Source organism: Pseudomonas nabeulensis, from assembly GCF_004682045.1.
GTDB lineage: Bacteria > Pseudomonadota > Gammaproteobacteria > Pseudomonadales > Pseudomonadaceae > Aquipseudomonas > Aquipseudomonas nabeulensis.
Map to the genome: position 1 here is coordinate 1 of NZ_QUZT01000021.1, position 21,684 is coordinate 21,684.

Genomic DNA, 21,684 nt, shown 5'->3' on the forward strand with positions numbered 1-21,684 from the left:
GAAAGCCGCTCATCTGCTGTTTCCTTAACTGACTGGCATTAGGGCAAGCCCCCTCCCACAAAAAGAAAACCCCCGGCAAACCCAAAGGTTTGGCGGGGGTTTCGTTTACCGGTTCAGCTTATTGGCAAGCTTCGCAATCCGGCTCGTCAATCGCGCAGGCTTTAGGCACTGGTGCTGGACCGGCTGGCGCTGCAAGCACCGAGTCATCACCGTGGTTGCCGCCGCTGGAAACAGCGTTCAGCTTGCCGGTGTTGATGGTCGACTTCTCGGTGCTGGTCGCGGCCAGGGCACGGAGGTAGTAAGTGGTTTTCAGGCCACGGTACCAGGCCATGCGGTAGGTCACGTCCAGCTTCTTGCCCGAAGCGCCGGCGATGTACAGGTTCAGGGACTGGGCCTGGTCGATCCACTTCTGACGACGGCTGGCGGCGTCAACGATCCACTTGGTGTCCACTTCGAACGCGGTCGCGTAGAGCTCTTTGAGTTCTTGCGGGATACGCTCGATCTGCTGCACGGAACCGTCGTAGTACTTCAGGTCGTTGATCATGACCGAGTCCCACAGGCCGCGGGCCTTGAGGTCGCGAACCAGGTACGGGTTGATCACGGTGAATTCGCCCGACAGGTTCGATTTCACGTACAGGTTCTGGTAGGTCGGTTCGATCGATTGCGACACGCCAGTAATGTTGGCGATGGTCGCGGTCGGTGCGATGGCCATGATGTTGGAGTTACGAATACCTTTTTGTACACGGGCACGTACCGGCGCCCAGTCCAGGGTTTCGTTCAGGTCAACGTCGATGTACTTCTGGCCACGGGCTTCGATCAGGATCTGTTGCGAGTCCAGCGGCAGGATGCCCTTGGACCACAGCGAACCCTGGAACGTCTCGTAGGCGCCGCGCTCATCGGCCAGGTCGCAGGAAGCCTGGATCGCGTAGTAGCTGACCGCTTCCATGGACTTGTCGGCAAACTCGACCGCAGCATCCGAACCGTAAGGAATGTGCTGCAGGTACAGCGCGTCCTGGAAGCCCATGATGCCCAGGCCCACTGGACGGTGCTTGAAGTTGGAGTTCTGCGCCTGTGGCACCGAGTAGTAGTTGATGTCGATAACGTTATCGAGCATGCGTACGGCGGTGTTGACAGTGCGCTCCAGCTTGGCGGTGTCCAGCTTGCCGTTGACGATGTGGTTCGGCAGGTTGATCGAGCCCAGGTTGCAAACGGCGATCTCGTCCTTGTTGGTGTTCAAGGTGATCTCGGTGCACAGGTTCGAGCTGTGGACCACGCCCACGTGCTGCTGCGGGCTGCGCAGGTTGCACGGGTCTTTGAAGGTCAGCCATGGGTGGCCGGTTTCAAACAGCATGGACAGCATTTTGCGCCACAGGTCTTTGGCCTGGATGGTCTTGAACAGCTTGACCTTGCCTGGGTACTCGGTGAGGGCTTCGTAGTACTCGTAGCGCTCTTCGAAGGCCTTGCCGGTCAGGTCGTGCAGGTCCGGTACTTCGGATGGCGAGAACAGGGTCCACTTGCCGTCGTCGAAGACGCGCTTCATGAACAGGTCAGGGATCCAGTTGGCCGTGTTCATGTCGTGGGTACGACGACGATCATCACCGGTGTTCTTGCGCAGCTCGATGAACTCTTCGATGTCCATGTGCCAGGTTTCCAGGTAGGCACACACAGCGCCTTTGCGCTTGCCACCCTGGTTTACGGCTACGGCGGTGTCGTTCACCACTTTCAGGAACGGTACAACGCCCTGGGACTTGCCGTTGGTGCCCTTGATGTATGAACCCAGTGCACGCACCGGGGTCCAGTCGTTACCCAGGCCGCCAGCGAATTTGGACAACATGGCGTTGTCGTGGATCGCGTGGTAGATGCCCGACAGGTCATCCGGCACGGTGGTCAGGTAGCAGCTGGACAGCTGTGGACGCAGGGTGCCGGCGTTGAACAGGGTCGGGGTCGACGACATGTAGTCGAAGGACGACAACAGGTTGTAGAACTCGATGGCGCGGTCTTCTTTCTGCTTCTCTTCAATCGCCAGGCCCATGGCCACGCGCATGAAGAACACTTGCGGCAGTTCGAAGCGGATACCGTCCTTGTGGATGAAGTAACGGTCGTACAGGGTTTGCAGGCCCAGGTAGGTGAACTGCTGGTCGCGCTCGTGGTTGATCGCCTTGCCGAGTTTTTCCAGGTCGAAGGTAGCCAAGACCGGGTTCAGCAATTCGAATTCGATACCCTTGGCGATGTAGGCAGGCAGGGCCTTGGCGTACAGGTCGGCCATTTCGTGGTGGGTGGCGCTTTCGGCGACTTTCAGGAAGCCCAGGCCTTCGGCACGCAGGGTGTCCATCAGCAGGCGCGCGGTCACGAACGAGTAGTTCGGCTCACGCTCGACCAGGGTACGGGCAGTCATCACCAGGGCGGTGTTGACGTCGGTCAGGGCCACGCCGTCGTACAGGTTTTTCAGGGTTTCGCGCTGGATCAGGTCACCGTCGACTTCTTCCAGGCCTTCGCAGGCTTCGGTGACGATGGTGTTCAGGCGGCCCAGGTCCAGCGGTGCAAATGTACCGTCGGCCAGGGTGATGCGGATCGATGGGTGAGCCTGTACCGCAGCAGCTTCGGCGGGGGAGCGTACGGCGCGCTCCTTGGAACGGGCGTCACGGTAGATCACGTAGTCGCGGGCGACTTTCTGCTCGCCAGCACGCATCAGGGCCAGTTCAACCTGGTCCTGGATTTCTTCGATGTGGATGGTGCCGCCCGAAGGCATGCGACGCTTGAAGGTGGCGGTGACTTGTTCGGTCAGGCGGGCAACGGTGTCGTGGATGCGCGACGAGGCAGCAGCGGTGCCGCCTTCAACTGCAAGAAACGCTTTGGTGATGGCGACGGTGATTTTGTCATCGGTGTAAGGAACGACAGTGCCGTTACGCTTGATCACACGCAGTTGGCCAGGTGCAGTGGCGGACAGATCCAGGTTCGAATCAGCGGCCTGCGGCACGGAGCCTTGCGGGTTCTCGCGAGTTGTGTCGGTTTGCATGGGGGGTTGTCTCCACGTTCTATATTTGATTGCGAGTGTCAGGCTCTTCCTGCAACACCCGTACCGTTTTCCATATCGGGGGATGGGAAACAGCTGCCATCCGCGTGAGCGGTTTGGTCTACTGATTAATCTGTTGGTTCCACGTTGCGCTAGCAATAAAACGCTTGAGTTTTTAGCCACTTGTGTGGTTGGGCGCTGTCGTCGAAAACCCTACATATAGGGTCTTCTGTAGCGCCGAGGTACAAGATAATGCGTTTCGTGGGGGTTGGCAACGCAGTAACCTGTGGATAACGCTGTGGGTAAAATGTGTAAGAAAGGTGGAATGCACGTGTAGGCCGCATTACTGCTGGATTGCACCGTTTGTCATTAAATATTTCGGGCATAAAACCGCCTGCCCATTTTCGAAGGGCGCGAACCCTATCACAAAAAAACACGATCACCGAATGGATTTCCTGGCTTGTGTTTGGGCACTGGCCCATGGCTACAATCGGCCTCCGTTATGCCCTCAAAACATTACAAATAAGGTATGGCCCGTGGAGCAAGAAGCCTGGCAGGTATTGATTGTCGAAGATGACCAGCGACTGGCTGAGTTGACCCGCGATTATCTGGAGAGCAACGGCCTGCGGGTTTCGATCGAGGGTGATGGCGCGCGGGCTGCGGCGCGCATCATCGCCGAGCAACCGGACCTGGTAATCCTCGACCTGATGCTGCCCGGCGAAGACGGCCTGAGCATCTGTCGCAACGTACGCGAACGCTACGACGGCGTGATCCTGATGCTCACCGCCCGCACCGATGACATGGACCAGGTGCTCGGCCTGGACATGGGCGCCGACGACTATGTGTGCAAACCGGTGCGTCCGCGCCTCTTGTTGGCGCGTATCCAGGCCCTGTTACGGCGCAGCGAACCGGCAGAACCCGCGGTCGTGGAAAGCCAGCGCCGCCTGCAATTCGGCCCGTTGGTGGTAGACAACGCCCTGCGCGAAGCCTGGCTGCACGACGGCGGCATTGAGCTGACCAGTGCCGAATTCGACCTGTTGTGGTTGTTGGTGGCGAATGCCGGACGCATCCTGTCCCGCGAAGAAATCTTCATCGCCCTGCGCGGCATCGGCTATGACGGCCAGGACCGTTCCATTGATGTGCGCATCTCGCGCATTCGCCCCAAGATCGGCGATGACCCGATCCATCCGCGCCTGATCAAGACTATTCGCAGCAAGGGTTACCTGTTCGTCCCTGAAGCCTGCGCCGATATGCCGCTGTGAACTCGATCTTCCTGCGCATTTACGGCGGCATGTGCGCGGCGCTGATCCTGGTGGCGCTGTTGGGCGTGCTGGCCCTGCATATGCTCAATGAAGTGCGCAGCGGCCAGTACCGTGAGCGCCTGGCCCACGGCACGTTTGCGTTGATGGGTGACAACCTGCAACCCATGAGCCCCATCGAGCGCAAACGCGCCCTGGCCGTATGGGAGCGCCTGCTGGGGATCCCCCTGGAATTACGCACGCTGGCCGATGCCCAGCTGGACCTCAGCCAGCGCAACCGCCTGCAACGTGGCCAGGTGCTAGTGGAGCAGACCGGGCCCCATGCGGCGCGGGTGCTGCGCTTGGTCAGCGAACAAGAGCAACTGGTGCTCACCGGTGAAGTCCAGCAGATCAGCGAACAACTGGCCCGCGCAACCATTTACCTGCTGGCCGATGAGCTGGTGCGCTTTCCCGTGGCCGAGCAGCCGCAACGGCTGGCAGACATAAAAGAGGCCAAGGGCTTTGGTTTCGACATGCACCTGATGCCCATCGACCAAGCGGATATGGACGACGATCAGCGGCGTCGCGTCGCCGAAGGCGACACGGTGATGGCGTTGGGCAAGGGCGGCGATTCGATCCGCGTGTTTGCCGGCATGGTCGGTACACCGTGGGTGCTGGAGATCGGTCCGCTGTTTCAAATGAACCCGTACCCCGCGCAGTGGTTGATCCTGATTGCCTTGATCGGCCTGACCCTGATCGGTTTGATCGTCTATCTATTAGTGCGCCAGCTTGAGCGTCGGCTGAAAGGTCTGGAGGCCGCCGCCACTCGCATTGCCAAGGGCAGCCTGGAAGTGCGCGTGCCGGCGCGCGGTGCTGACTCGGTAGGGCGCCTGGCGGCAGCGTTCAACGGCATGGCCGAGCACTTGCAGCAACTGCTGGCGATCCAGCGCGAACTGGTACGCGCTGTGTCCCACGAGCTGCGCACACCGGTAGCACGTCTGCGCTTTGGCCTGGAGATGATCGGCGACGCCGCCACTCCTGAAGCCCGGCGCAAGTATATGGAAGGCATGGACAGTGATATCCAGGATCTGGATGGGCTGGTGGACGAGATGCTCACCTATGCCCGCCTGGAACAGGGCGCGCCAGAACTGAATTTTCAGCGGGTCGACCTTAGCGCTTTGCTCGATCAAGTCATCGGCGAATTATCGCCACTGCGCCCGCACGTGGAGGTGGCGCGTGGGATTTGCCTGTCCTCGGCCCATTGGGATGACGCGTGGGTAGACGCCGAACCGCGCTACCTGCACCGCGCCCTGCAAAACCTGGTGAGCAACGCGATGCGTCACGCCCAGGGGCGGGTGTTGATCAGCTATCAAGTGGGCCAGGTGCGCTGCCGCATCGACGTGGAGGACGACGGCCCTGGCGTGCCGGAAAGTGCCTGGGAACGTATCTTCACGCCGTTCCTGCGCCTGGACGACAGCCGCACCCGTGCTTCGGGCGGGCATGGCCTGGGGTTATCGATTGTGCGGCGGATTATCTATTGGCATGGCGGGCGCGCGTTGATCGGCAAGAGCAATAATTTGGGCGGGGCGTGCTTCAGCTTGAGTTGGCCCAGGGATCAGCAGAAACCCTGAGGGCGCTATCGGGGGCAAGCCCCCTCCTACATTTTGATCTGTGAACACATTCAAGTGTGGGAGGGGGCTTGCCCCCGATAGCGATAGATCAGGCACCGACAGCCACCAGACTCAACAACTGCCCATCCACCACCGCAAACTGCCCCACCAACTCCGCACCATCACACCACTCGCTGGACAAATCCGTCAGCAACCGCAACCTCACAGTCCCTGACTCAGACCACTCCACCACCTCGGCATGCTCAAAGTAAAAGCGCTTCTGCACAATGGGGTAGAGCGCCTTGAACAAACTCTCCTTGACCGAAAACGTCAGCGTCACCAGCAAGGCCATCTGCTCGCGGGGAAGCACGGCCATGCGCTGCATTTCATCGGCGGTGAGAATTTCTCCCGCCAACCGCTCCGCCCGCTCCAGGCTCAGCAGATTTTCCAAGTCCATCCCCAGCCCGCGCCACTGCGCCTTGTGCCCGACGATCGCCGCCGCATGCCCGGTGCTGTGGGTGATGGAACCACTGATGTGCCCCGGCCACACCGGCGCCCGGTCTTCGCCGATGGCCGGAATGAAATCCAGATGATCGAGCTGTTGCAATGCAGCTCGCGCGCACAGGCGACCCGCCAGGAACTCGGCCTGACGCTTGGCTACCGAGCGCTGGATGCTCGCCGGCGGTGGCACCGCGTATTGCTGGAAATCGCCAGGTGCCAATAAGGCAGGATCAAAGCGGGTGCCGAGAAACACCGTGCCCGGCAAGGGCTCGGGCAGCGGCCAATGGGCATCAAGTGGGGTGCAGCAAGCGGGTAGGGGAGTCATGGGCGGTAGTTTGCCCAGTTGCTGCGCCAGAGGCTAGCCCGCAACGGTTCAGCTAAGGTTCAGAGCCTGTTCAGGGGGAGTTCAGGGGCGCCTGCGTAGTCTGGCCTTAACAGCCAAACGCGTAGAGGTAAGCACCATGACTGCGATCAAAAAGCTGATGTTGGCGTTAACCATGCTCAGTGCTACTGCTGGGGTCCAGGCGTCCGATAGCGATTTCGCTGCATTCGGCAGCCAGAAAACCAAGAAATCCAGCACGTTGATCCAGCGTGTCAGCTTCGAAGACGCCGGCAGCCAGCCCACGCCCTGGGGCCAGTCCCTGGGCCTTGGCGCGCCGCAGCCAGCCTATCGCACCGGTTATGCGCACCTGACCGGCCAGTTCAATGGCATTAAACTGCGCCCGCAAGACCTGCAGGGCCGCTATGATATCCCTCTGTCGGACAGTTGATTTGCTTTGGAGAGCCCTATGAAATTGCTGGTGGTGGAAGATGAGGCGCTGCTGCGTCATCACCTGTTTACCCGCCTGACCGACAGCGGCCACGTGGTCGAGGCCGTGGCCAATGCCGAGGAAGCCTTGTACCAGACCGGCCAATTCAACCATGACCTGGCGATCATCGACCTGGGCCTGCCGGGCATGAGCGGCCTGGACCTGATCCGCCAACTGCGCACCCAGGCCAAGACGTTTCCGATCCTGATCCTCACCGCCCGCGGCAACTGGCAGGACAAGGTCGAAGGTCTCGCCGCCGGTGCCGACGACTATGTGGTCAAGCCGTTCCAGTTCGAAGAGCTGGAGGCGCGAATGAACGCCTTGCTGCGCCGCTCCAGCGGTTTTACCCAGTCGACCATCGTTGCCGGGCCCTTGCTGCTGGACCTCAACCGCAAGCAGGCGTCCCTCGACGAACAGCCGCTGGCCTTGACTGCCTACGAGTACCGCATCCTTGAATACCTGATGCGCCATCACCAACAAGTGGTCGCCAAGGACCGTTTGATGGAGCAGCTGTATCCGGACGATGACGAGCGTGATCCGAACGTCATCGAAGTGCTGGTCGGCCGTTTGCGCCGCAAGCTGGAAGGCCCGGCGGGGTTCAAGCCGATTGATACCGTGCGTGGCCTGGGCTACCTGTTCAATGAGCGCTGCCGTTGATCCGCTCGCTACGCGTGCGCCTGATGCTGGCGGCCGCCACCCTGGCCGTGTTGTTCATGCTGGGCTTGTTGCCTGCGATGCAAGGCGCATTCAGCCTGGCGTTGCAGGACTCCATCGAGCAGCGCCTGGCGTCGGACGTCACCACCCTGATCTCCGCCGCGCGGGTGGAAAATAACCGCCTGCTGATGCCGGCGCAGTTGCCGGACGAGCGCTTCAACCTCGCCGATAGCCGCTTGCTCGGCTATATCTACGACCGCGAAGGCCACCTGGTGTGGCGCTCGCGGGCGACCAAAGAAGAGAACATCAACTACAAGCCGCGTTACGACGGGCGTGGCAACGAGTTTGCACGGATTCGCGAGGCCAACGGCCAGGAATTCTTCGTCTATGACGTCGAGGTCAAGTTGCTGGGGGGCAAGAGCGCGGCGTTCAGTATCGTCGCCCTGCAACCGGTGCGCGAATACCAACTGACCCTCGAAGGCCTGCGCGAGAATCTTTACCTGGGCTTCGGTGCCGCCCTGTTGGTGCTGTTGACCTTGTTGTGGCTGGGCCTGACGTGGGGCCTGCAAGCCTTGCGACGGTTGAGTCAGGAACTCGACCAGATCGAAGGCGGCACCCGCGAAAGTCTTTCCGAAGAACACCCGCGCGAACTGTTGCGCCTCACCGGTTCCCTCAACCGCCTGCTGGTCAGCGAACGTGAGCAGCGTGCGCGTTATCGCGATTCTCTCGACGACCTTGCCCACAGCCTGAAAACTCCGCTCGCCGTATTGCAGGGCGTGAGCGAGGACATGGCGCAACGTCCCGAAGAGCGCGACCAGGCTCGGGTGTTGCAATCGCAGATCGAGCGCATGAGCCAGCAGATCAGCTATCAATTGCAGCGCGCCAGCCTGCGCAAAAGCGGCCTGGTACGCCATCAGGTACGCCTGGAACCGGTGCTGCAAAGCCTGTGCGATACGTTGGGCAAGGTCTACCGCGATAAGCGCGTCACGGTGTCGTTCGAGTTGCCGGAAGAGTGCGATGTGCCTATCGAGAAGGGCGCCTTGCTCGAACTGCTCGGCAACCTGTTGGAAAACGCCTATCGCCTGTGCCTGAGCGAAGTGCGGATCAGCCTGGTGGAAGGTCCTGAGGGCACTGAGCTATGTATCGAAGATGACGGCCCCGGTGTGCCGCCGGACCAGCGCGCGCGGATTCTGCAACGGGGCGAGCGCTTGGATCGCCAGCATCCGGGGCAGGGGATCGGGCTGGCGGTGGTCAAGGACATTATTGAAAGCTATGGCGCGCGGTTGACCTTGGGGGATTCGTCGTTGGGGGGGGCGGCGTTCAAAATTCACTTTCCGGCCTTGTGATCTTTATTGGTAGTGCCGGCCTCATCGGGGGCAAGCCCCCTCCCACACTTGAAGGCATTCACAAATCAAAAATGTGGGAGGGGGCTTGCCCCCGATGAGGCCCGTTCAGGCAGCACACCTCTAACTGCCTTGGGCCCGATAAGCTCCCGGCGTCACCCCCGTCCACTTCTTGAACGCTCGGTGAAACGCCGACGGCTCAGAAAACCCCAACTGCTCGGCAATCGCCTGCAACGACAAATCCGCCCGCCCCAAATGATAGATGGCGATGTCCCGCCGCAGCTCATCCTTGAGTGCCTGAAAGCTGGTGCCTTCCTCGCGCAAATGCCGGCGCAGGGTCTGTGGGCTGATATGCAGGTGCTGGGCGACGGCCTCCAGGTCTGGCCAGGGCGTGCGGTCGCGGCTCAGCAGGCGGCGCAATTGGCTGCTCAGGCTGTCGCCTTCATCCGGCCGGGACAGCAAGTCGGCGGGTGAGCGCTCCAGAAAATGCTTGAGGGTGCGTTCGTCCTGCAACAGCGGCAGGCTCAGGTAGCGGGCCGGGAACACCAGGCTACTGCTCGGCGCGCCGAACACCTGGGGGCAGGGGAACAGCAGGTCATATTCACCGGCATGCGCCGGCATCGGATAGCTGAAGGTGACCTGTTGCAGGCGGATGCGCTGGCCAATCAACCAACTGCCGAGGCGATGCCAGATCACCAGCAGGCATTCGCTGAGAAAGTGATCCGGATCCCACAGGTGCGAATCATCCAGGCTCAAGCGGGCCATTTCGCCCTCTCTCGTCAGCTGCCAACGCGGACCTTGCGGGAATAGGCTATAAAACAATAAGCCGCGTTCCAGAGCCTTCTCCAGGGTGCGGCAGTGGATCAGCGCGTGGCACATCATGGCGAAGGTGCCGCGTTTGCTCGGGCCTTCGGCAAATCCCAGGTACTCGTCGTCCAGCGCCAGCCACAGCATTTGCAACAGCCGGGTGAATTGCTCCGGTGCGATGCGGGCACGGGGTTCGGTCAGCAGTTCCGGGGTGATGCCCAGCTGTTGCAACAGGCCCGAATAGTCGTAACCGGCCCGGCGCGCACCGCCCAGTGCGGCCCGGGCGTAATGGCTGGCGATGGTACGTTCACGCATGCGGGGCCCTCGTCCATGGAATGGCCGATGGTAGTCATCGCCGGGCAAGGCAACAAGGCGGATATCCGCCAAATTGTAGGACGGGATTGGGTGAGTGGGCGGAAATCCGCCACGTGCTTGTGTGCGTTGCAGGCCGCTCGAAAGGGCCAAGGCCTGATGTCTAAAGGCCTCCAGGGATTTTCGACAAAGTGGCACGGCGTTTGCGATATAGATCGCAGCGCAGGACTGGTCCTACAGACTTCGCAAACAACAAATCCCTCCAGTGCAGGAGGGTTCGCAATTCAAGTGTCGTGGGCAATGGCGGATATTTGCCACACGGGACGATTGAGGAAACTTGCAATGACGACTCGTCAGCCAATCTACAAATCCCTGTATTTCCAGGTGATCGTTGCAATCGTTATCGGTATCTTGCTCGGCCACTTCTACCCGCAGACCGGCGTGGCCCTCAAGCCACTGGGTGACGGCTTTATCAAGCTGATCAAAATGGTCATTGCCCCAATCATCTTCTGCACCGTTGTCAGCGGCATCGCTGGCATGCAAAGCATGAAGTCGGTGGGTAAAACCGGCGGCTACGCGCTGCTGTACTTCGAAATCGTCTCCACCATTGCCCTGCTGATCGGCCTGATCGTGGTCAACGTTGTGCAACCGGGCGCCGGCATGCACATCGACGTCACCACCCTGGACGCTTCGAAAGTCGCGGCCTACGTGACTGCCGGTGCAGACCAGAGCATCGTTGGCTTCTTGCTCAACGTTATCCCTAACACCATCGTCGGCGCCTTCGCCAACGGCGACATCCTGCAAGTGCTGATGTTCTCGGTGATCTTCGGCTTCGCCCTGCACCGCCTGGGTGCCTACGGCAAGCCGGTACTGGACTTCATCGATCGCTTCGCCCACGTGATGTTCAACATCATCAACATGATCATGAAGCTCGCGCCAATCGGTGCCCTGGGCGCCATGGCGTTCACCATCGGTGCCTACGGTGTAGGTTCCCTGGTGCAGTTGGGCCAGCTGATGATCTGCTTCTACATCACCTGCATCCTGTTCGTGCTGGTGGTGCTGGGCGGTATCTGCCGCGCTCACGGTTTCAGCGTGATCAAGCTGATCCGCTACATCCGTGAAGAGCTGCTGATCGTTCTGGGTACTTCCTCCTCCGAATCCGCACTGCCACGCATGCTGATCAAGATGGAGCGTCTGGGCGCGAAGAAATCCGTAGTCGGCCTGGTGATCCCAACCGGCTACTCCTTCAACCTCGACGGTACTTCGATCTACCTGACCATGGCTGCCGTGTTCATCGCCCAGGCGACTGACACCCACATGGACATCACCCACCAGATCACCCTGTTGCTGGTGCTGCTGCTGTCCTCCAAAGGCGCTGCCGGTGTGACCGGTTCGGGCTTCATCGTATTGGCAGCCACCCTGTCGGCCGTAGGCCACCTGCCGGTTGCCGGCCTGGCGCTGATCCTGGGTATCGACCGCTTCATGTCCGAAGCCCGTGCACTGACCAACCTGGTGGGTAACGCCGTTGCCACCATCGTTGTGGCCAAGTGGGTCAAGGAACTGGACACCGACAAGCTGCAAAGCGAGCTGGCGTCTGGCGGTACTGGCATCTCTGACACCCGTCAGGAAGATGACCTGGGCGTGGCCGAAGGCCCTGCACCTGCCGTCAAGTAATGCGCTGATGGCGTGAACTGACGCCGCAGCCACTCACAAACGCCCCGACTTGTTCGGGGCGTTTGCGTTTCTGGCGATCTTTTGTTTTACAGTGAGTGAATCTGTTAGCCGTTGTAACGCTTGCTGGAGGTTGTGTGGACAGTGTGGATCTGAACGTCCTGCGTAGCGTGTTGGAGTGGCGTCGCGCCGGGCAGCGAGTGGTGTTGTACAGCGTGGTCCAGACCTGGGGCAGTGCACCGCGCCCGCCGGGGGCGATGCTGGCCCTGCGCGGTGATGGCGTGGTGATCGGTTCCGTTTCCGGTGGCTGCATTGAGGATGACTTGATCGCTCGCCTGCACGATGGGCGGTTGCCAGGCGATGGACCGTCGGTGCAGCTGGTGACCTATGGTGTTACCCGCGACGAGGCCGCGCGTTTTGGCCTGCCGTGCGGCGGCACGCTGCGCCTGACCGAAGAGCGCGTGGACGAGTGGGAATGGGTGGGCGAGTTGCTCGCCCGCTGTGAGGATCATCAGATCGTCGCGCGTGAATTGGACCTGGCCAGCGGGCGCGTGACATTAAGCCCCGCGAGCAAGACTGACGTGGTCAGCTTCGATGGCGAACGCCTGCGCGCGATCTACGGCCCGCGCTGGCGCCTGCTGTTGATCGGCGCGGGGCAGTTGTCGCGCTATGTGGCAGAAATGGCGCGCTTGCTGGATTTCGAAGTGCTGATCTGCGACCCGCGGGAAGAATTCGTCTATGGCTGGGAAGAACAGCACGGCCGGTTCGTACCAGGCATGCCCGATGAGGCGGTGCTGAATATCCAGACCGACGAGCGCACGGCCATTGTCTGCCTGACCCACGACCCGCGCCTGGACGATATGGCGTTGCTGACGGCGTTGAATTCGTCGGCGTTCTACATCGGCGCACTGGGTTCGCGAGTAAACACTCAGAAGCGCCGAGAAACACTGGAGGCGTTGGGCTTGTCGGCGGAGGCGATTGCGCGTTTGCATGGGCCGATTGGTTTGCATATCGGCAGTCATACTCCGGCGGAGATTGCGCTGTCGTTGATGGCGCAAATCGTCGCGATCAAGAATGGTGTGGTGCAGTGAATGTGACGGCAATTGTGCTGGCGGCGGGGCGAGGCAGTCGTTTTCGCGCTGAGGCCGGGGCTGATCAGGACAAGTTGCTGGCCGAGTGCGTAGGGCTCGATGGCGTAACGCGGCCGGTGATCGAGCAGGTGTTGAGAAATTTGCCTGCGCGTGCCGTTGAGCGCTGGTTGGTGACGTCACCCGACCGTATGGACGTTATTCGTCTGGCCCAGGCCTATGGCTGCGAAGTCTTGCTGCTGGACTCTGCTGGTATGGGCGACAGCCTTGCAGCGGCGGTGACCGCCAGTGGGCCCGCTGATGGGTGGTTGGTGGTGCTGGGGGATATGCCGTTTATTCAGTCGTCGAGTATTGAGCGGGTGATTGATGGGCTGGAGGGAGATGGCATCAGTGTGCCGGTGCAGGATGGTCAGTATGGGCATCCAGTGGGATTTGGTCGGGCGTGCGGAGCAGGGTTGATGACGCTGAGTGGTGATCGTGGGGCCAAGTCGTTGTTTGCGAAGGTGAGAGTACATGCGGTTGTCGTCGAAGATCCCGGTGTACTCTGGGATGTCGACTTGCCGCAATTCTTGAGCTTCAAGCAGGACTAAATGTGGGAGGGGGCTTGCCCCCGATAGCGGCGGGTCAGTTGGCCCATCTACCAACTGACCCGCCGCTATCGGGGGCAAGCCCCCTCCCACATTGGCATTGCGAAAATTTCAAGAATGCATAAAAAAGCCCCGCCTGATCACTCGGGCGGGGCTTTTTAGTTACTGCGCGAGGGATTTAGTCTCGTGCTTCTGCTTCCTGTGCAGCGGCGGCTGCGGCAGCTTCGGCTTCCTTGCGACGACGACGCACTTCACGTGGGTCGTTCGGCGCACGGCCGTTTTCGGTCAGGGCGCTGGCCGGTGCGGCTTCAACCACAGGGGCTGCCACTTCGGCAACGACCGGTGCTTCTTCAACCACTGGCGCAGGTTCGACGACCGGAGCGGCCTCAACCACTGGCGCCGGCTCGGCAACCACGACTTCGGCAACCGGAGCTGGCGCTTCTTCTACCACGGGGGCAGGGGCTGGCGCTTCAACCGGAGCGGCTGGCTCGGCATGCCATTGGAAGGCGGTCTGTTCTTCACGAACTTCACGAACTTCTGGCGCTGCTTCGACAACCGGCGCTTCAAACACTGGCTCAGGTTCAACCACAGGTGCTGGCTCAACCACAGCCACTTCAACTTCTGGCTGGGCTTCTTGAACCGGGGCAACTTCCACTTCCGGTACAACCGGTGCTTCGATTGGAGTGGTTGCTTCAACGACCGGGGCTTCTACCACTGGGGCTTCAACAACCGGTGCTTCGACCACCGGCGTTTCGGCAACCGGCGCTTCAACAACGACGGTTTCTTCAACGACAGCAGTAGCACGTTCAGCCTGCTCGTGAGCCTGGGCTTCGGCAGGTGCGCTGATCACCGAGCTGGCAACAGCGGCGGTAACGGCCAGGCCGGCAGCCAGTTCGGTAGTGGTTGGTTCGCTGGTCGCGGTTTCTGCGTTCTCGCCGGTCTCTTCCGAGCCTTCGATCACGTTGCCGTTGGCATCACGCTGACGCTCGCGACGGTTGCTGCGACGACGCTGGCCACGGGAGCGGCGGCGTGGACGATCGCCTTCGGCGCCTTCCTGACCGTCTTCCTGCAGTTGCTCGTCGCCAGTCAGTACTTCTTCTTCGCTGGCAGCCGCGGCTTGCTCGGCACGTGGTTGACGCTCTTCACGCGGGGCGCGTGGTTGACGCTCCTCACGTGGCGCACGTTCTTCACGCGGCTGGCGGGCAGGGCGCTCTTCGGCGACAACGGCAGCAGCGGCGACTGCTGGCGCTGCGTCCAGTGGCTCACGCAGTTCACGTACGCGCTCTTCACGTTCGCCGCGAGGCTTGCGATCTTCACGCGGCGCACGTGGGGTACGTGGAGCGCGCTCTTCACGCGGTGCACGTTCTTCGCGGGCTACGGCTGGCGTGTCTTCACGGGCTTCGCGAGGCGCACGTTCTTCACGCGGTGCGCGTTCTTCACGTGGAGCACGCTCTTCGCGCGGCTTGCGCTCTTCGTCACGGCGACCGTTACGGTTGCGGCTCTGCTGGCGACCGTTGCGACGCTCTTCGTTGCGTGCAGGGCGTTCGGTGGCAGGTTTTTCAACCACTACCGGGGCAGCAGGCTCTTCCTTGGTGGCGAACAGGCTGACCAGCGACTTCACCAGGCCTTTGAACAGGCTTGGCTCAGGCAGGGCGGCCGGCGCGGCAGCTGGAGCGGCGGCTTCGGTCGGCACCGGTGCGTTGGCACGGGCTGGCGCAGTCTTGACGGCCGCTTCCTGGCGAACCAGGGTGCGGGTCGCAGCGGCTGGCTGGACTTCTTCCACTTCGGCAGCCGCAGCAGCGATTTCGTAGCTGGACTGGTTGTTATGGGCTTCCGGGCTGTCATCACGCAGGCGCTGCACTTCGAAGTGCGGCGTCTCGAGGTGATCGTTCGGCAGGATGACGATACGGGCACGGGTGCGCAGTTCGATCTTGGTGATCGAGTTGCGTTTTTCGTTGAGCAGGAAAGCGGCAACCGGGATCGGCACTTGCGCGCGGACTTCGGCGGTGCGGTCTTTCAGGGCTTCTTCTTCGATCAGGCGCAGGATCGCCAGGGACAGCGACTCGACGTCACGGATGATGCCGGTGCCGTTGCAGCGCGGGCAGACGATGCCGCTGCTCTCGCCCAGGGATGGACGCAGGCGCTGACGGGACATTTCCAGCAGGCCGAAGCGCGAAATGCGGCCAACCTGTACGCGGGCGCGGTCAGCTTCCAGGCATTCGCGGACTTTCTCTTCCACGGCGCGCTGGTTCTTGGCCGGGGTCATGTCGATGAAGTCGATCACGATCAGGCCGCCGATATCACGCAGGCGCAGCTGGCGGGCGATTTCTTCAGCCGCTTCCAGGTTGGTCTGCAGGGCGGTTTCTTCGATGTCACTGCCTTTGGTCGCACGCGCCGAGTTGATGTCGATGGACACCAGGGCTTCGGTCGGGTCGATCACGATGGAGCCGCCGGAAGGCAGTTCGACCACGCGCTGGAAGGCGGTTTCGATCTGGCTTTCGATCTGGAAACGGTTGAACAGCGGCACGCTGTCTTCGTACAGCTTGATCTTGCTGGCGTACTGCGGCATCACCTGGCGAATGAAGGTCAGGGCTTCGTCCTGGGCTTCAACGCTGTCGATCAGCACTTCGCCGATGTCCTGGCGCAGGTAGTCGCGGATGGCGCGGATGATCACGTTGCTTTCCTGATAGATCAGGAACGGCGCGGAACGATCCAGGGACGCTTCTTTGATGGCGGTCCACAGTTGCAGCAGGTAGTCGAGGTCCCACTGCATTTCTTCGCTGCTGCGGCCCAGGCCGGCAGTGCGCACGATCAGGCCCATGTCGGCAGGTGCGATCAGGCCGTTCAGCGCTTCGCGCAGTTCGTTGCGCTCTTCGCCTTCGATGCGACGGGAAATGCCGCCGGCACGTGGGTTGTTCGGCATCAGGACCAGGTAACGGCCAGCCAGGCTGATGAAGGTGGTCAGGGCGGCGCCCTTGTTGCCACGTTCTTCTTTTTCGACCTGGACGATGACTTCCTGGCCTTCGCTCAGGACGTCCTTGATGTTCACGCGGCCTTCAGGGGCTTTCTTGAAGTACTCGCGGGAGATTTCTTTGAGGGGCAGGAAGCCGTGGCGCTCGGAGCCGAAATCGACAAAGGCAGCCTCAAGGCTTGGTTCGATGCGAGTAATACGGCCTTTATAGATGTTGGCCTTCTTTTGCTCGCGTGCACCGGATTCGATGTCCAGGTCGTAGAGGCGCTGGCCATCTACCAGTGCAACACGCAACTCTTCGGGTTGAGTTGCGTTAATCAGCATTCTTTTCATGTTGTACCGTCGGTTTCCGGGCTGCCGGAAACGGCGTTCGGCACACACGACTTCTCACGGTCGGTGTCAGGTGCGTCAAGAGTGGTTGGCCACTCCAGTGTCCAGCAAATACCAGCCAATTGGGCCGGTATCGCGACGGACGCGTCCTGCTTGTTAGCGGTGGTGACAAAGGCACCACTTCAACAAAAGCTAAGGTCAGGAGGAGGAATCAACCGGCGACTGTGGACGAGATGAAGCGTCTAAATATAAGCCTAGTGCTACACGGTCCGACGGTTGTGCATCTCCACCCTACACGTATCCCTGATAATTCGGGTGCTGCCGCGCGCAGAATCCGCAGCGGGTTGGCATTTACCGTGTTCTCCAATGGGGAGTCCACGCTCATGGCTAAACAAGACTAGGTGTGGGCGACTGCGCTCTCACTCAGCTCTTAACAGGCGTTGTTTCCGAAACATTCGCCATGGTCTGGCTCAAGACTGACTGCACTTTGTGAACTGGCCGTAAATATCGGCGCAAAACGCGAGTATTCACTCTGCTTTCTGCACTCGCTTCAGGCCTCATGTCACCTGCGCTTGTTACAATCCTGAGCCTTCCAAGGTGGCGAAAGCCCCGTAGGACGGCCTCGCGTCCTGATGAATTGCGATGGTCAGGGCCGGCTGTATGCCGCATGTCCTCTGGCCAGGCCGCTTTTGGCGGCGTTCGCGACTATAGCAGCAATGATTAAGTGCTTCAATTCCATAAAAAATTGTTATCATCGCCGCCATGACGACTACCACCCCCCCGACCCCCAGCGTCCAGCTGCTTGAGGTCTCGCCGGAATATGCCGGCCAACGCATCGACAATTTTCTCCTGGCCAGGCTCAAAGGCGTGCCCAAGACCTTGATTTACCGCATCTTGCGTAAAGGTGAAGTGCGGGTGAACAAGGGCCGGATCAAGCCCGAGTACAAGTTGCAGGCGGGCGATATCGTGCGTGTTCCGCCGGTGCGCGTGCCTGAGCGCGACGAGCCCGTGCCGTTGGCCCAGGGCCTGTTGCAACGCCTGGAAGCCTCGATTGTCTTCGAAGACAACAAGCTGATCGTGATCAACAAGCCGTGCGGCATTGCGGTTCATGGTGGCAGCGGCTTGAATTTTGGCGTGATCGAAGCCTTTCGTCAGTTGCGCCCGGATGCCAAGGAGTTGGAACTGGTCCACCGTCTGGACCGCGATACCTCCGGCCTGCTGATGATCGCCAAGAAGCGCAGCATGTTGCGTCACTTGCACACCGCCTTGCGCGGTGATGGCGTGGACAAGCGCTACATGGCGCTGGTGCGCGGCAACTGGGCCAGCTCCGTCAAAAGCGTGCGTGCGCCGTTGCAGAAGAGCAACCTGCGTTCCGGCGAGCGCATGGTGGAAGTGGACGAGGAGGGCAAAGAGGCCCTGACCCTGTTCAAGGTGCTTCGCCGTTTCGGCGACTTCGCCACCATGGTCGAGGCCAAGCCGGTCACTGGGCGTACCCACCAGATTCGTGTACATACCCTGCATGCAGGCCACTGCATTGCCGGTGATACCAAATACGGCGACGAGGATTTCTCCAAGGAAATCCGCGACCTGGGCGGCAAGCGCCTGTTCTTGCACGCCTACATGCTCACTGTGCCGCTGCCCGATGGTGGCGAATTGAAGCTGCAGGCCCCGGTCGATGAGATGTGGGCCAAGACCGTGGAGCGTTTGAGTGTCGCACCTTGATTACAAGCTGCTGATTTTCGATTGGGACGGCACCCTGGCCAACTCCATTGGCCGGATCGTCGAGTCGATGCATGCGGCGTCCACGCGTTCGGGTTATGCGCTGTGCACTGATCATGCGGTCAAGGGCATTATCGGCCTGGGTCTGCCCGAGGCGATTCGCACCCTGTACCCCGAGATCAGCGACGCTGAGCTGGCGACGTTCCGTGATCACTACGCCGATCATTACATTGCGTTGGAGGCCACGCCTTCGCCGCTGTTTGAGGGTGTGGTGCAGTCCCTTGATGCGTTCCGCGCCCAGGGTTACCACCTGGCCGTCGCCACCGGCAAGGCTCGTCGCGGCCTGGACCGTGTGCTCAAGGCCCATGGTTGGGAAAGCTATTTCGACATCACCCGTGCCGCCGATGAAACCGCCAGCAAGCCCCATCCTCTGATGCTGGAACAGATCATGGCGCATTGCGGTGTGTCGCCACGCGAGGCGCTGATGGTGGGTGATGCGTCCTTCGACCTGATGATGGCGCGCAACGCTGGCATGGACAGCGTCGCGGTCAGCTACGGTGCTCAGGCGGCTGAGTCGTTGCAGCAATATGAACCCAGGGTGACCATTGATCATTTTTCCGAATTGCAGGCCTGGCTCAGCCGGGCCCGATAAGTCTTTGCTGGGGGTAATGGCATGAGTGACGAGTGGAAAGCGCCGGAAAAGGCCGAAGATCGCGATGACAAGAGCTGGAAGCTGCTGGAGAAAACCCTCTTGGCCAGCGTTCAGGAACAGCGCCGTGCGCGGCGTTGGGGGATTTTCTTCAAGCTGCTGACCTTTATTCTGTTGCTTTCCATGCTGGTGTTGTTCAGCCCGTTGATGGACATGGAGAAAAACGCGACCCGTGGTGCCAACTACACGGCCTTGATCGAAGTGCGCGGGGTGATTGCCGACAAGGAGTCGGCGAGTGCCGACAATATTGTCACCAGCCTGCGTGCGGCGTTTGAAGATTCCAAGGTCAAGGGTGTAATCCTGCGCATCAATAGCCCTGGCGGCAGCCCGGTTCAGTCGGGTTATGTGTATGACGAAATTCGCCGCCTGCGAGGCCTGCACCCGGATACCAAGCTGTACGCGGTGATTTCCGATCTGGGCGCTTCGGGGGCTTATTACATCGCCAGCGCCGCTGACCAGATCTACGCAGACAAGGCGAGTCTGGTGGGCTCCATTGGTGTGACTGCCGCCGGCTACGGCTTTGTCGGCACCATGGAGAAGCTGGGGGTAGAACGCCGCAGCTACACTTCGGGTGAGCACAAGTCGTTCCTCGACCCCTTCCAGCCACAAAAGGCGGATGAGACTGCGTTCTGGCAGGGCGTGCTCGACACCACCCATCGCCAGTTCATTGCCAGTGTGAAGCAGGGGCGTGGCGATCGCTTGAAAGACAAAGACCATCCGGAGTTGTTCTCCGGTTTGGTGTGGTCAGGCGAGCAAGCGTTGCCGCTGGGCTTGATCGACGGTCTGGGCAGTGCCAGTTCGGTGGCGCGGGACGTGATTGGCGAGAAAGAGCTGGTGGACTTCACCGTGCAGGAATCGCCGTTTGATCGTTTCTCCAAGAAGCTGGGGGCCAGCGTGGCGGAGAAATTGGCGCTGTGTATGGGCTTCCAGGGCCCGAGCCTGCGCTGAGATCTTGAGGCTGATGTAGATCAAAATGTGGGAGGGGGCTTGCCCCCGATTGCGGTGTGTCAGTCATAGATAAGCTGGCTGGTCCACTGCTATCGGGGGCAAGTCGAGTCGTCGCACCGCCCCTCCCACATTTGGTTTGTAGTGTGCTTAAGGAATCTGTATGCCTTCCGCCAGGAGCATGTCTACCAGTCGGATGAGCGGCAAGCCAATCAGGCTCGTAGCATCCGGCCCTTCCGTGCTCTGGAACAGGCTCACACCCAGCCCCTCAGCCTTAAAGCTCCCCGCACAGTCATACGGCTGTTCAATCCGCAGATAGCGCTCGATTCGCTCCACGTCCAGCTCACGCATCTGCACGGTAAACGGCACACAATCGACCTGGCAGTGCCCTGTCTTGGTATTCAGCAGTGCCAACCCGGTCAGAAAGCTGACCCGCTTGCCGCTGGCGGCCAATAACTGTTCGCGGGCATTTTCAAATGTGTGGGGCTTGCCGATAATACGCCCCTCAAGCGCTGCCACCTGGTCGGAGCCGATGATCAAATGCCCGGGATGATCAGCAGCGAGCGCGCGTGCCTTCTGTTCAGCCAGGCGCTTGACCAGCTCCACGGCTGACTCGTTCGCGCGGTGGCTTTCGTCGATATCCGGCGAGCTGCAGATGAATGGCAAGTGCAGGCGGCTCAGCAATTCCCGGCGATAAACCGAGCTGGAGGCGAGTAATAAAGGCAGCATGGGCATCTCCTCAGGGCAGCCGGGGATTCTAGCTGCGTGACCGGCTGACGCACAGGGCTGAATTTCCTTTGACATGGCTGGGTGCATCCCTATAATGCTGCGCCTATGTTGAATGACCCGATTCCACCTCACGTTGACCCGCGCAAATTGGCTGATCGTGGCACTTCCCTTCAAGGTGAGTTGCTGCTGGCCGATTTGGAGAGACTCTGCGACCCGCTTTCCGACACTGTCGGTACGGTCCAGGCCAAATTCGTTTTTGAACGAGATGAACGTAAATCTGTGGTAATCCACAGTTTTATCGACACCGAAGTCAAGATGGTTTGCCAGCGTTGTCTTGAGCTGGTCACCCTGCCGATCCATAGCGAGTGCAGTTATGCTGTGGTGAAGGAGGGTGCGAATACCCAGTCGTTGCCGAAAGGTTATGACGTGCTGGAACTGGGCGAAGATCCTTTGGATCTGCATGCACTGATCGAGGAGGAGCTTCTGCTCGCCTTGCCCATTGTGCCTGCTCATCATCCGGAAGAATGCCAGCAGCCGGCGGGCCTCGATGACGAGCCCGAACCGAGCGAGGACGAGGTAACGCGGTCCAACCCGTTCAGTGTATTGGCGCAGTTAAAGCGTGACCCAAACGTTTAGGAGTTAATCAAT

Annotated in this window: 17 protein-coding genes; 12 read left to right on the forward strand and 5 right to left on the reverse strand. The window is 60.6% G+C overall.

What is annotated here, in order from left to right:
- Positions 1–118 precede the first annotated feature (118 nt).
- Positions 119–3,016 (reverse strand): ribonucleoside-diphosphate reductase subunit alpha, encoded by a 2,898-nt coding sequence (locus tag DYL61_RS13055; RefSeq protein ID WP_135308640.1) that lies wholly within the window; start codon positions 3,014–3,016, stop codon positions 119–121.
- A 533-nt stretch (positions 3,017–3,549) separates the two neighbouring features.
- Here DYL61_RS13055 and DYL61_RS13060 point away from each other — a divergent pair.
- Together DYL61_RS13060 and DYL61_RS13065 are read left to right on the forward strand one after the other, a co-directional pair.
- On the forward strand, positions 3,550–4,275 hold the full coding sequence (locus DYL61_RS13060; RefSeq protein WP_135308641.1) for a response regulator: 726 nt from the start codon (positions 3,550–3,552) through the stop codon (positions 4,273–4,275).
- A complete protein-coding gene (locus tag DYL61_RS13065; RefSeq protein ID WP_135308642.1) occupies positions 4,272–5,882 on the forward strand; it encodes an ATP-binding protein in 1,611 nt (536 codons plus the stop codon). Before DYL61_RS13060 ends, DYL61_RS13065 begins: the two co-directional genes overlap by 4 nt.
- 88 nt (positions 5,883–5,970) lie before the next feature.
- Here DYL61_RS13065 and DYL61_RS13070 read toward each other — a convergent pair whose 3' ends face one another.
- A complete protein-coding gene (locus DYL61_RS13070) occupies positions 5,971–6,687 on the reverse strand; it encodes a 4'-phosphopantetheinyl transferase family protein (RefSeq protein WP_135308643.1) in 717 nt (238 codons plus the stop codon).
- A gap of 136 nt (positions 6,688–6,823) precedes the next feature.
- Between DYL61_RS13070 and DYL61_RS13075 the strand changes: the two genes are divergently transcribed.
- From DYL61_RS13075 to DYL61_RS13085, 3 genes are read left to right on the forward strand one after another with little or no spacing between them, the layout of a single operon-like run.
- The gene (locus DYL61_RS13075) at positions 6,824–7,132 is read left to right on the forward strand and encodes a hypothetical protein (RefSeq protein ID WP_135308644.1); all 309 of its coding nucleotides are present in this window, start codon (positions 6,824–6,826) and stop codon (positions 7,130–7,132) included.
- Between the two features lie 18 nt (positions 7,133–7,150).
- Positions 7,151–7,828, forward strand: a complete 678-nt coding sequence (locus tag DYL61_RS13080; RefSeq protein WP_135308645.1) for a response regulator — start codon at positions 7,151–7,153, stop codon at positions 7,826–7,828.
- Positions 7,825–9,171 (forward strand): ATP-binding protein, encoded by a 1,347-nt coding sequence (locus DYL61_RS13085; protein ID WP_135308646.1) that lies wholly within the window; start codon positions 7,825–7,827, stop codon positions 9,169–9,171. Before DYL61_RS13080 ends, DYL61_RS13085 begins: the two co-directional genes overlap by 4 nt.
- Positions 9,172–9,291: 120 nt before the next feature.
- Here DYL61_RS13085 and DYL61_RS13090 read toward each other — a convergent pair whose 3' ends face one another.
- A complete protein-coding gene (locus DYL61_RS13090; protein ID WP_135308647.1) occupies positions 9,292–10,290 on the reverse strand; it encodes an AraC family transcriptional regulator in 999 nt (332 codons plus the stop codon).
- A 339-nt stretch (positions 10,291–10,629) separates the two neighbouring features.
- Here DYL61_RS13090 and DYL61_RS13095 point away from each other — a divergent pair, with 339 nt between their 5' ends.
- The 3 genes from DYL61_RS13095 (at position 10,630) to DYL61_RS13105 (ending at position 13,636) form a co-directional block, all read left to right on the forward strand.
- Positions 10,630–11,961 (forward strand): dicarboxylate/amino acid:cation symporter, encoded by a 1,332-nt coding sequence (locus DYL61_RS13095; RefSeq protein WP_135308648.1) that lies wholly within the window; start codon positions 10,630–10,632, stop codon positions 11,959–11,961.
- A gap of 134 nt (positions 11,962–12,095) precedes the next feature.
- Positions 12,096–13,049: an XdhC family protein gene (locus tag DYL61_RS13100; RefSeq protein WP_135308649.1), complete on the forward strand. Its 954-nt coding sequence runs from the start codon at positions 12,096–12,098 to the stop codon at positions 13,047–13,049.
- Positions 13,046–13,636, forward strand: a complete 591-nt coding sequence (locus tag DYL61_RS13105) for a nucleotidyltransferase family protein (protein WP_135308650.1) — start codon at positions 13,046–13,048, stop codon at positions 13,634–13,636. The genes DYL61_RS13100 and DYL61_RS13105 overlap by 4 nt, the downstream gene beginning before the upstream one ends.
- Before the next feature lie 175 nt (positions 13,637–13,811).
- Here the strand turns inward: DYL61_RS13105 and rne are convergent, their stop codons facing one another.
- Positions 13,812–16,937, reverse strand: coding sequence for a ribonuclease E (gene rne, locus DYL61_RS13110; protein WP_135308651.1), 3,126 nt, complete (start codon positions 16,935–16,937; stop codon positions 13,812–13,814).
- A gap of 759 nt (positions 16,938–17,696) precedes the next feature.
- On the opposite strand from rne, the gene rluC reads away from it, so the two are divergent.
- Genes rluC through DYL61_RS13125 form a run of 3 tightly spaced genes read left to right on the forward strand, consistent with a single transcriptional unit; the run spans position 17,697 to position 20,310 of the window.
- Complete coding sequence (rluC, locus tag DYL61_RS13115) at positions 17,697–18,656, forward strand: 23S rRNA pseudouridine(955/2504/2580) synthase RluC (RefSeq protein ID WP_105699238.1); 960 nt, start codon at positions 17,697–17,699, stop codon at positions 18,654–18,656.
- Positions 18,643–19,305, forward strand: a complete 663-nt coding sequence (locus tag DYL61_RS13120; RefSeq protein WP_135308652.1) for an HAD-IA family hydrolase — start codon at positions 18,643–18,645, stop codon at positions 19,303–19,305. Before rluC ends, DYL61_RS13120 begins: the two co-directional genes overlap by 14 nt.
- Positions 19,306–19,326: 21 nt before the next feature.
- Positions 19,327–20,310: a S49 family peptidase gene (locus DYL61_RS13125; RefSeq protein ID WP_135308653.1), complete on the forward strand. Its 984-nt coding sequence runs from the start codon at positions 19,327–19,329 to the stop codon at positions 20,308–20,310.
- 147 nt (positions 20,311–20,457) lie between these two features.
- Here DYL61_RS13125 and DYL61_RS13130 read toward each other — a convergent pair whose 3' ends face one another.
- Positions 20,458–21,036, reverse strand: coding sequence for a Maf family protein (locus DYL61_RS13130; RefSeq protein WP_135308654.1), 579 nt, complete (start codon positions 21,034–21,036; stop codon positions 20,458–20,460).
- Between the two features lie 105 nt (positions 21,037–21,141).
- Between DYL61_RS13130 and DYL61_RS13135 the strand changes: the two genes are divergently transcribed.
- Positions 21,142–21,672 carry a YceD family protein gene (locus DYL61_RS13135; protein ID WP_010566563.1) on the forward strand — a complete coding sequence of 177 codons (531 nt, stop codon included), beginning with the start codon at positions 21,142–21,144 and terminating at the stop codon, positions 21,670–21,672.
- Positions 21,673–21,684 lie beyond the last annotated feature (12 nt).

What these genes read in the sequence shown, in the direction of transcription:
- rne (WP_135308651.1), bottom strand. Translation starts at nt 16,937, where the DNA reads ATGAAAAGAATGCTGATTAACGCAACTCAACCCGAAGAGTTGCGTGTT.
- DYL61_RS13055 (WP_135308640.1), bottom strand. Translation starts at nt 3,016, where the DNA reads ATGCAAACCGACACAACTCGCGAGAACCCGCAAGGCTCCGTGCCGCAG.
- rluC (WP_105699238.1), top strand. Translation starts at nt 17,697, where the DNA reads ATGACGACTACCACCCCCCCGACCCCCAGCGTCCAGCTGCTTGAGGTC.
- DYL61_RS13090 (WP_135308647.1), bottom strand. Translation starts at nt 10,290, where the DNA reads ATGCGTGAACGTACCATCGCCAGCCATTACGCCCGGGCCGCACTGGGC.
- DYL61_RS13135 (WP_010566563.1), top strand. Translation starts at nt 21,142, where the DNA reads ATGTTGAATGACCCGATTCCACCTCACGTTGACCCGCGCAAATTGGCT.
- DYL61_RS13080 (WP_135308645.1), top strand. Translation starts at nt 7,151, where the DNA reads ATGAAATTGCTGGTGGTGGAAGATGAGGCGCTGCTGCGTCATCACCTG.
- DYL61_RS13130 (WP_135308654.1), bottom strand. Translation starts at nt 21,036, where the DNA reads ATGCTGCCTTTATTACTCGCCTCCAGCTCGGTTTATCGCCGGGAATTG.
- DYL61_RS13075 (WP_135308644.1), top strand. Translation starts at nt 6,824, where the DNA reads ATGACTGCGATCAAAAAGCTGATGTTGGCGTTAACCATGCTCAGTGCT.
- DYL61_RS13070 (WP_135308643.1), bottom strand. Translation starts at nt 6,687, where the DNA reads ATGACTCCCCTACCCGCTTGCTGCACCCCACTTGATGCCCATTGGCCG.
- DYL61_RS13095 (WP_135308648.1), top strand. Translation starts at nt 10,630, where the DNA reads ATGACGACTCGTCAGCCAATCTACAAATCCCTGTATTTCCAGGTGATC.
- DYL61_RS13125 (WP_135308653.1), top strand. Translation starts at nt 19,327, where the DNA reads ATGAGTGACGAGTGGAAAGCGCCGGAAAAGGCCGAAGATCGCGATGAC.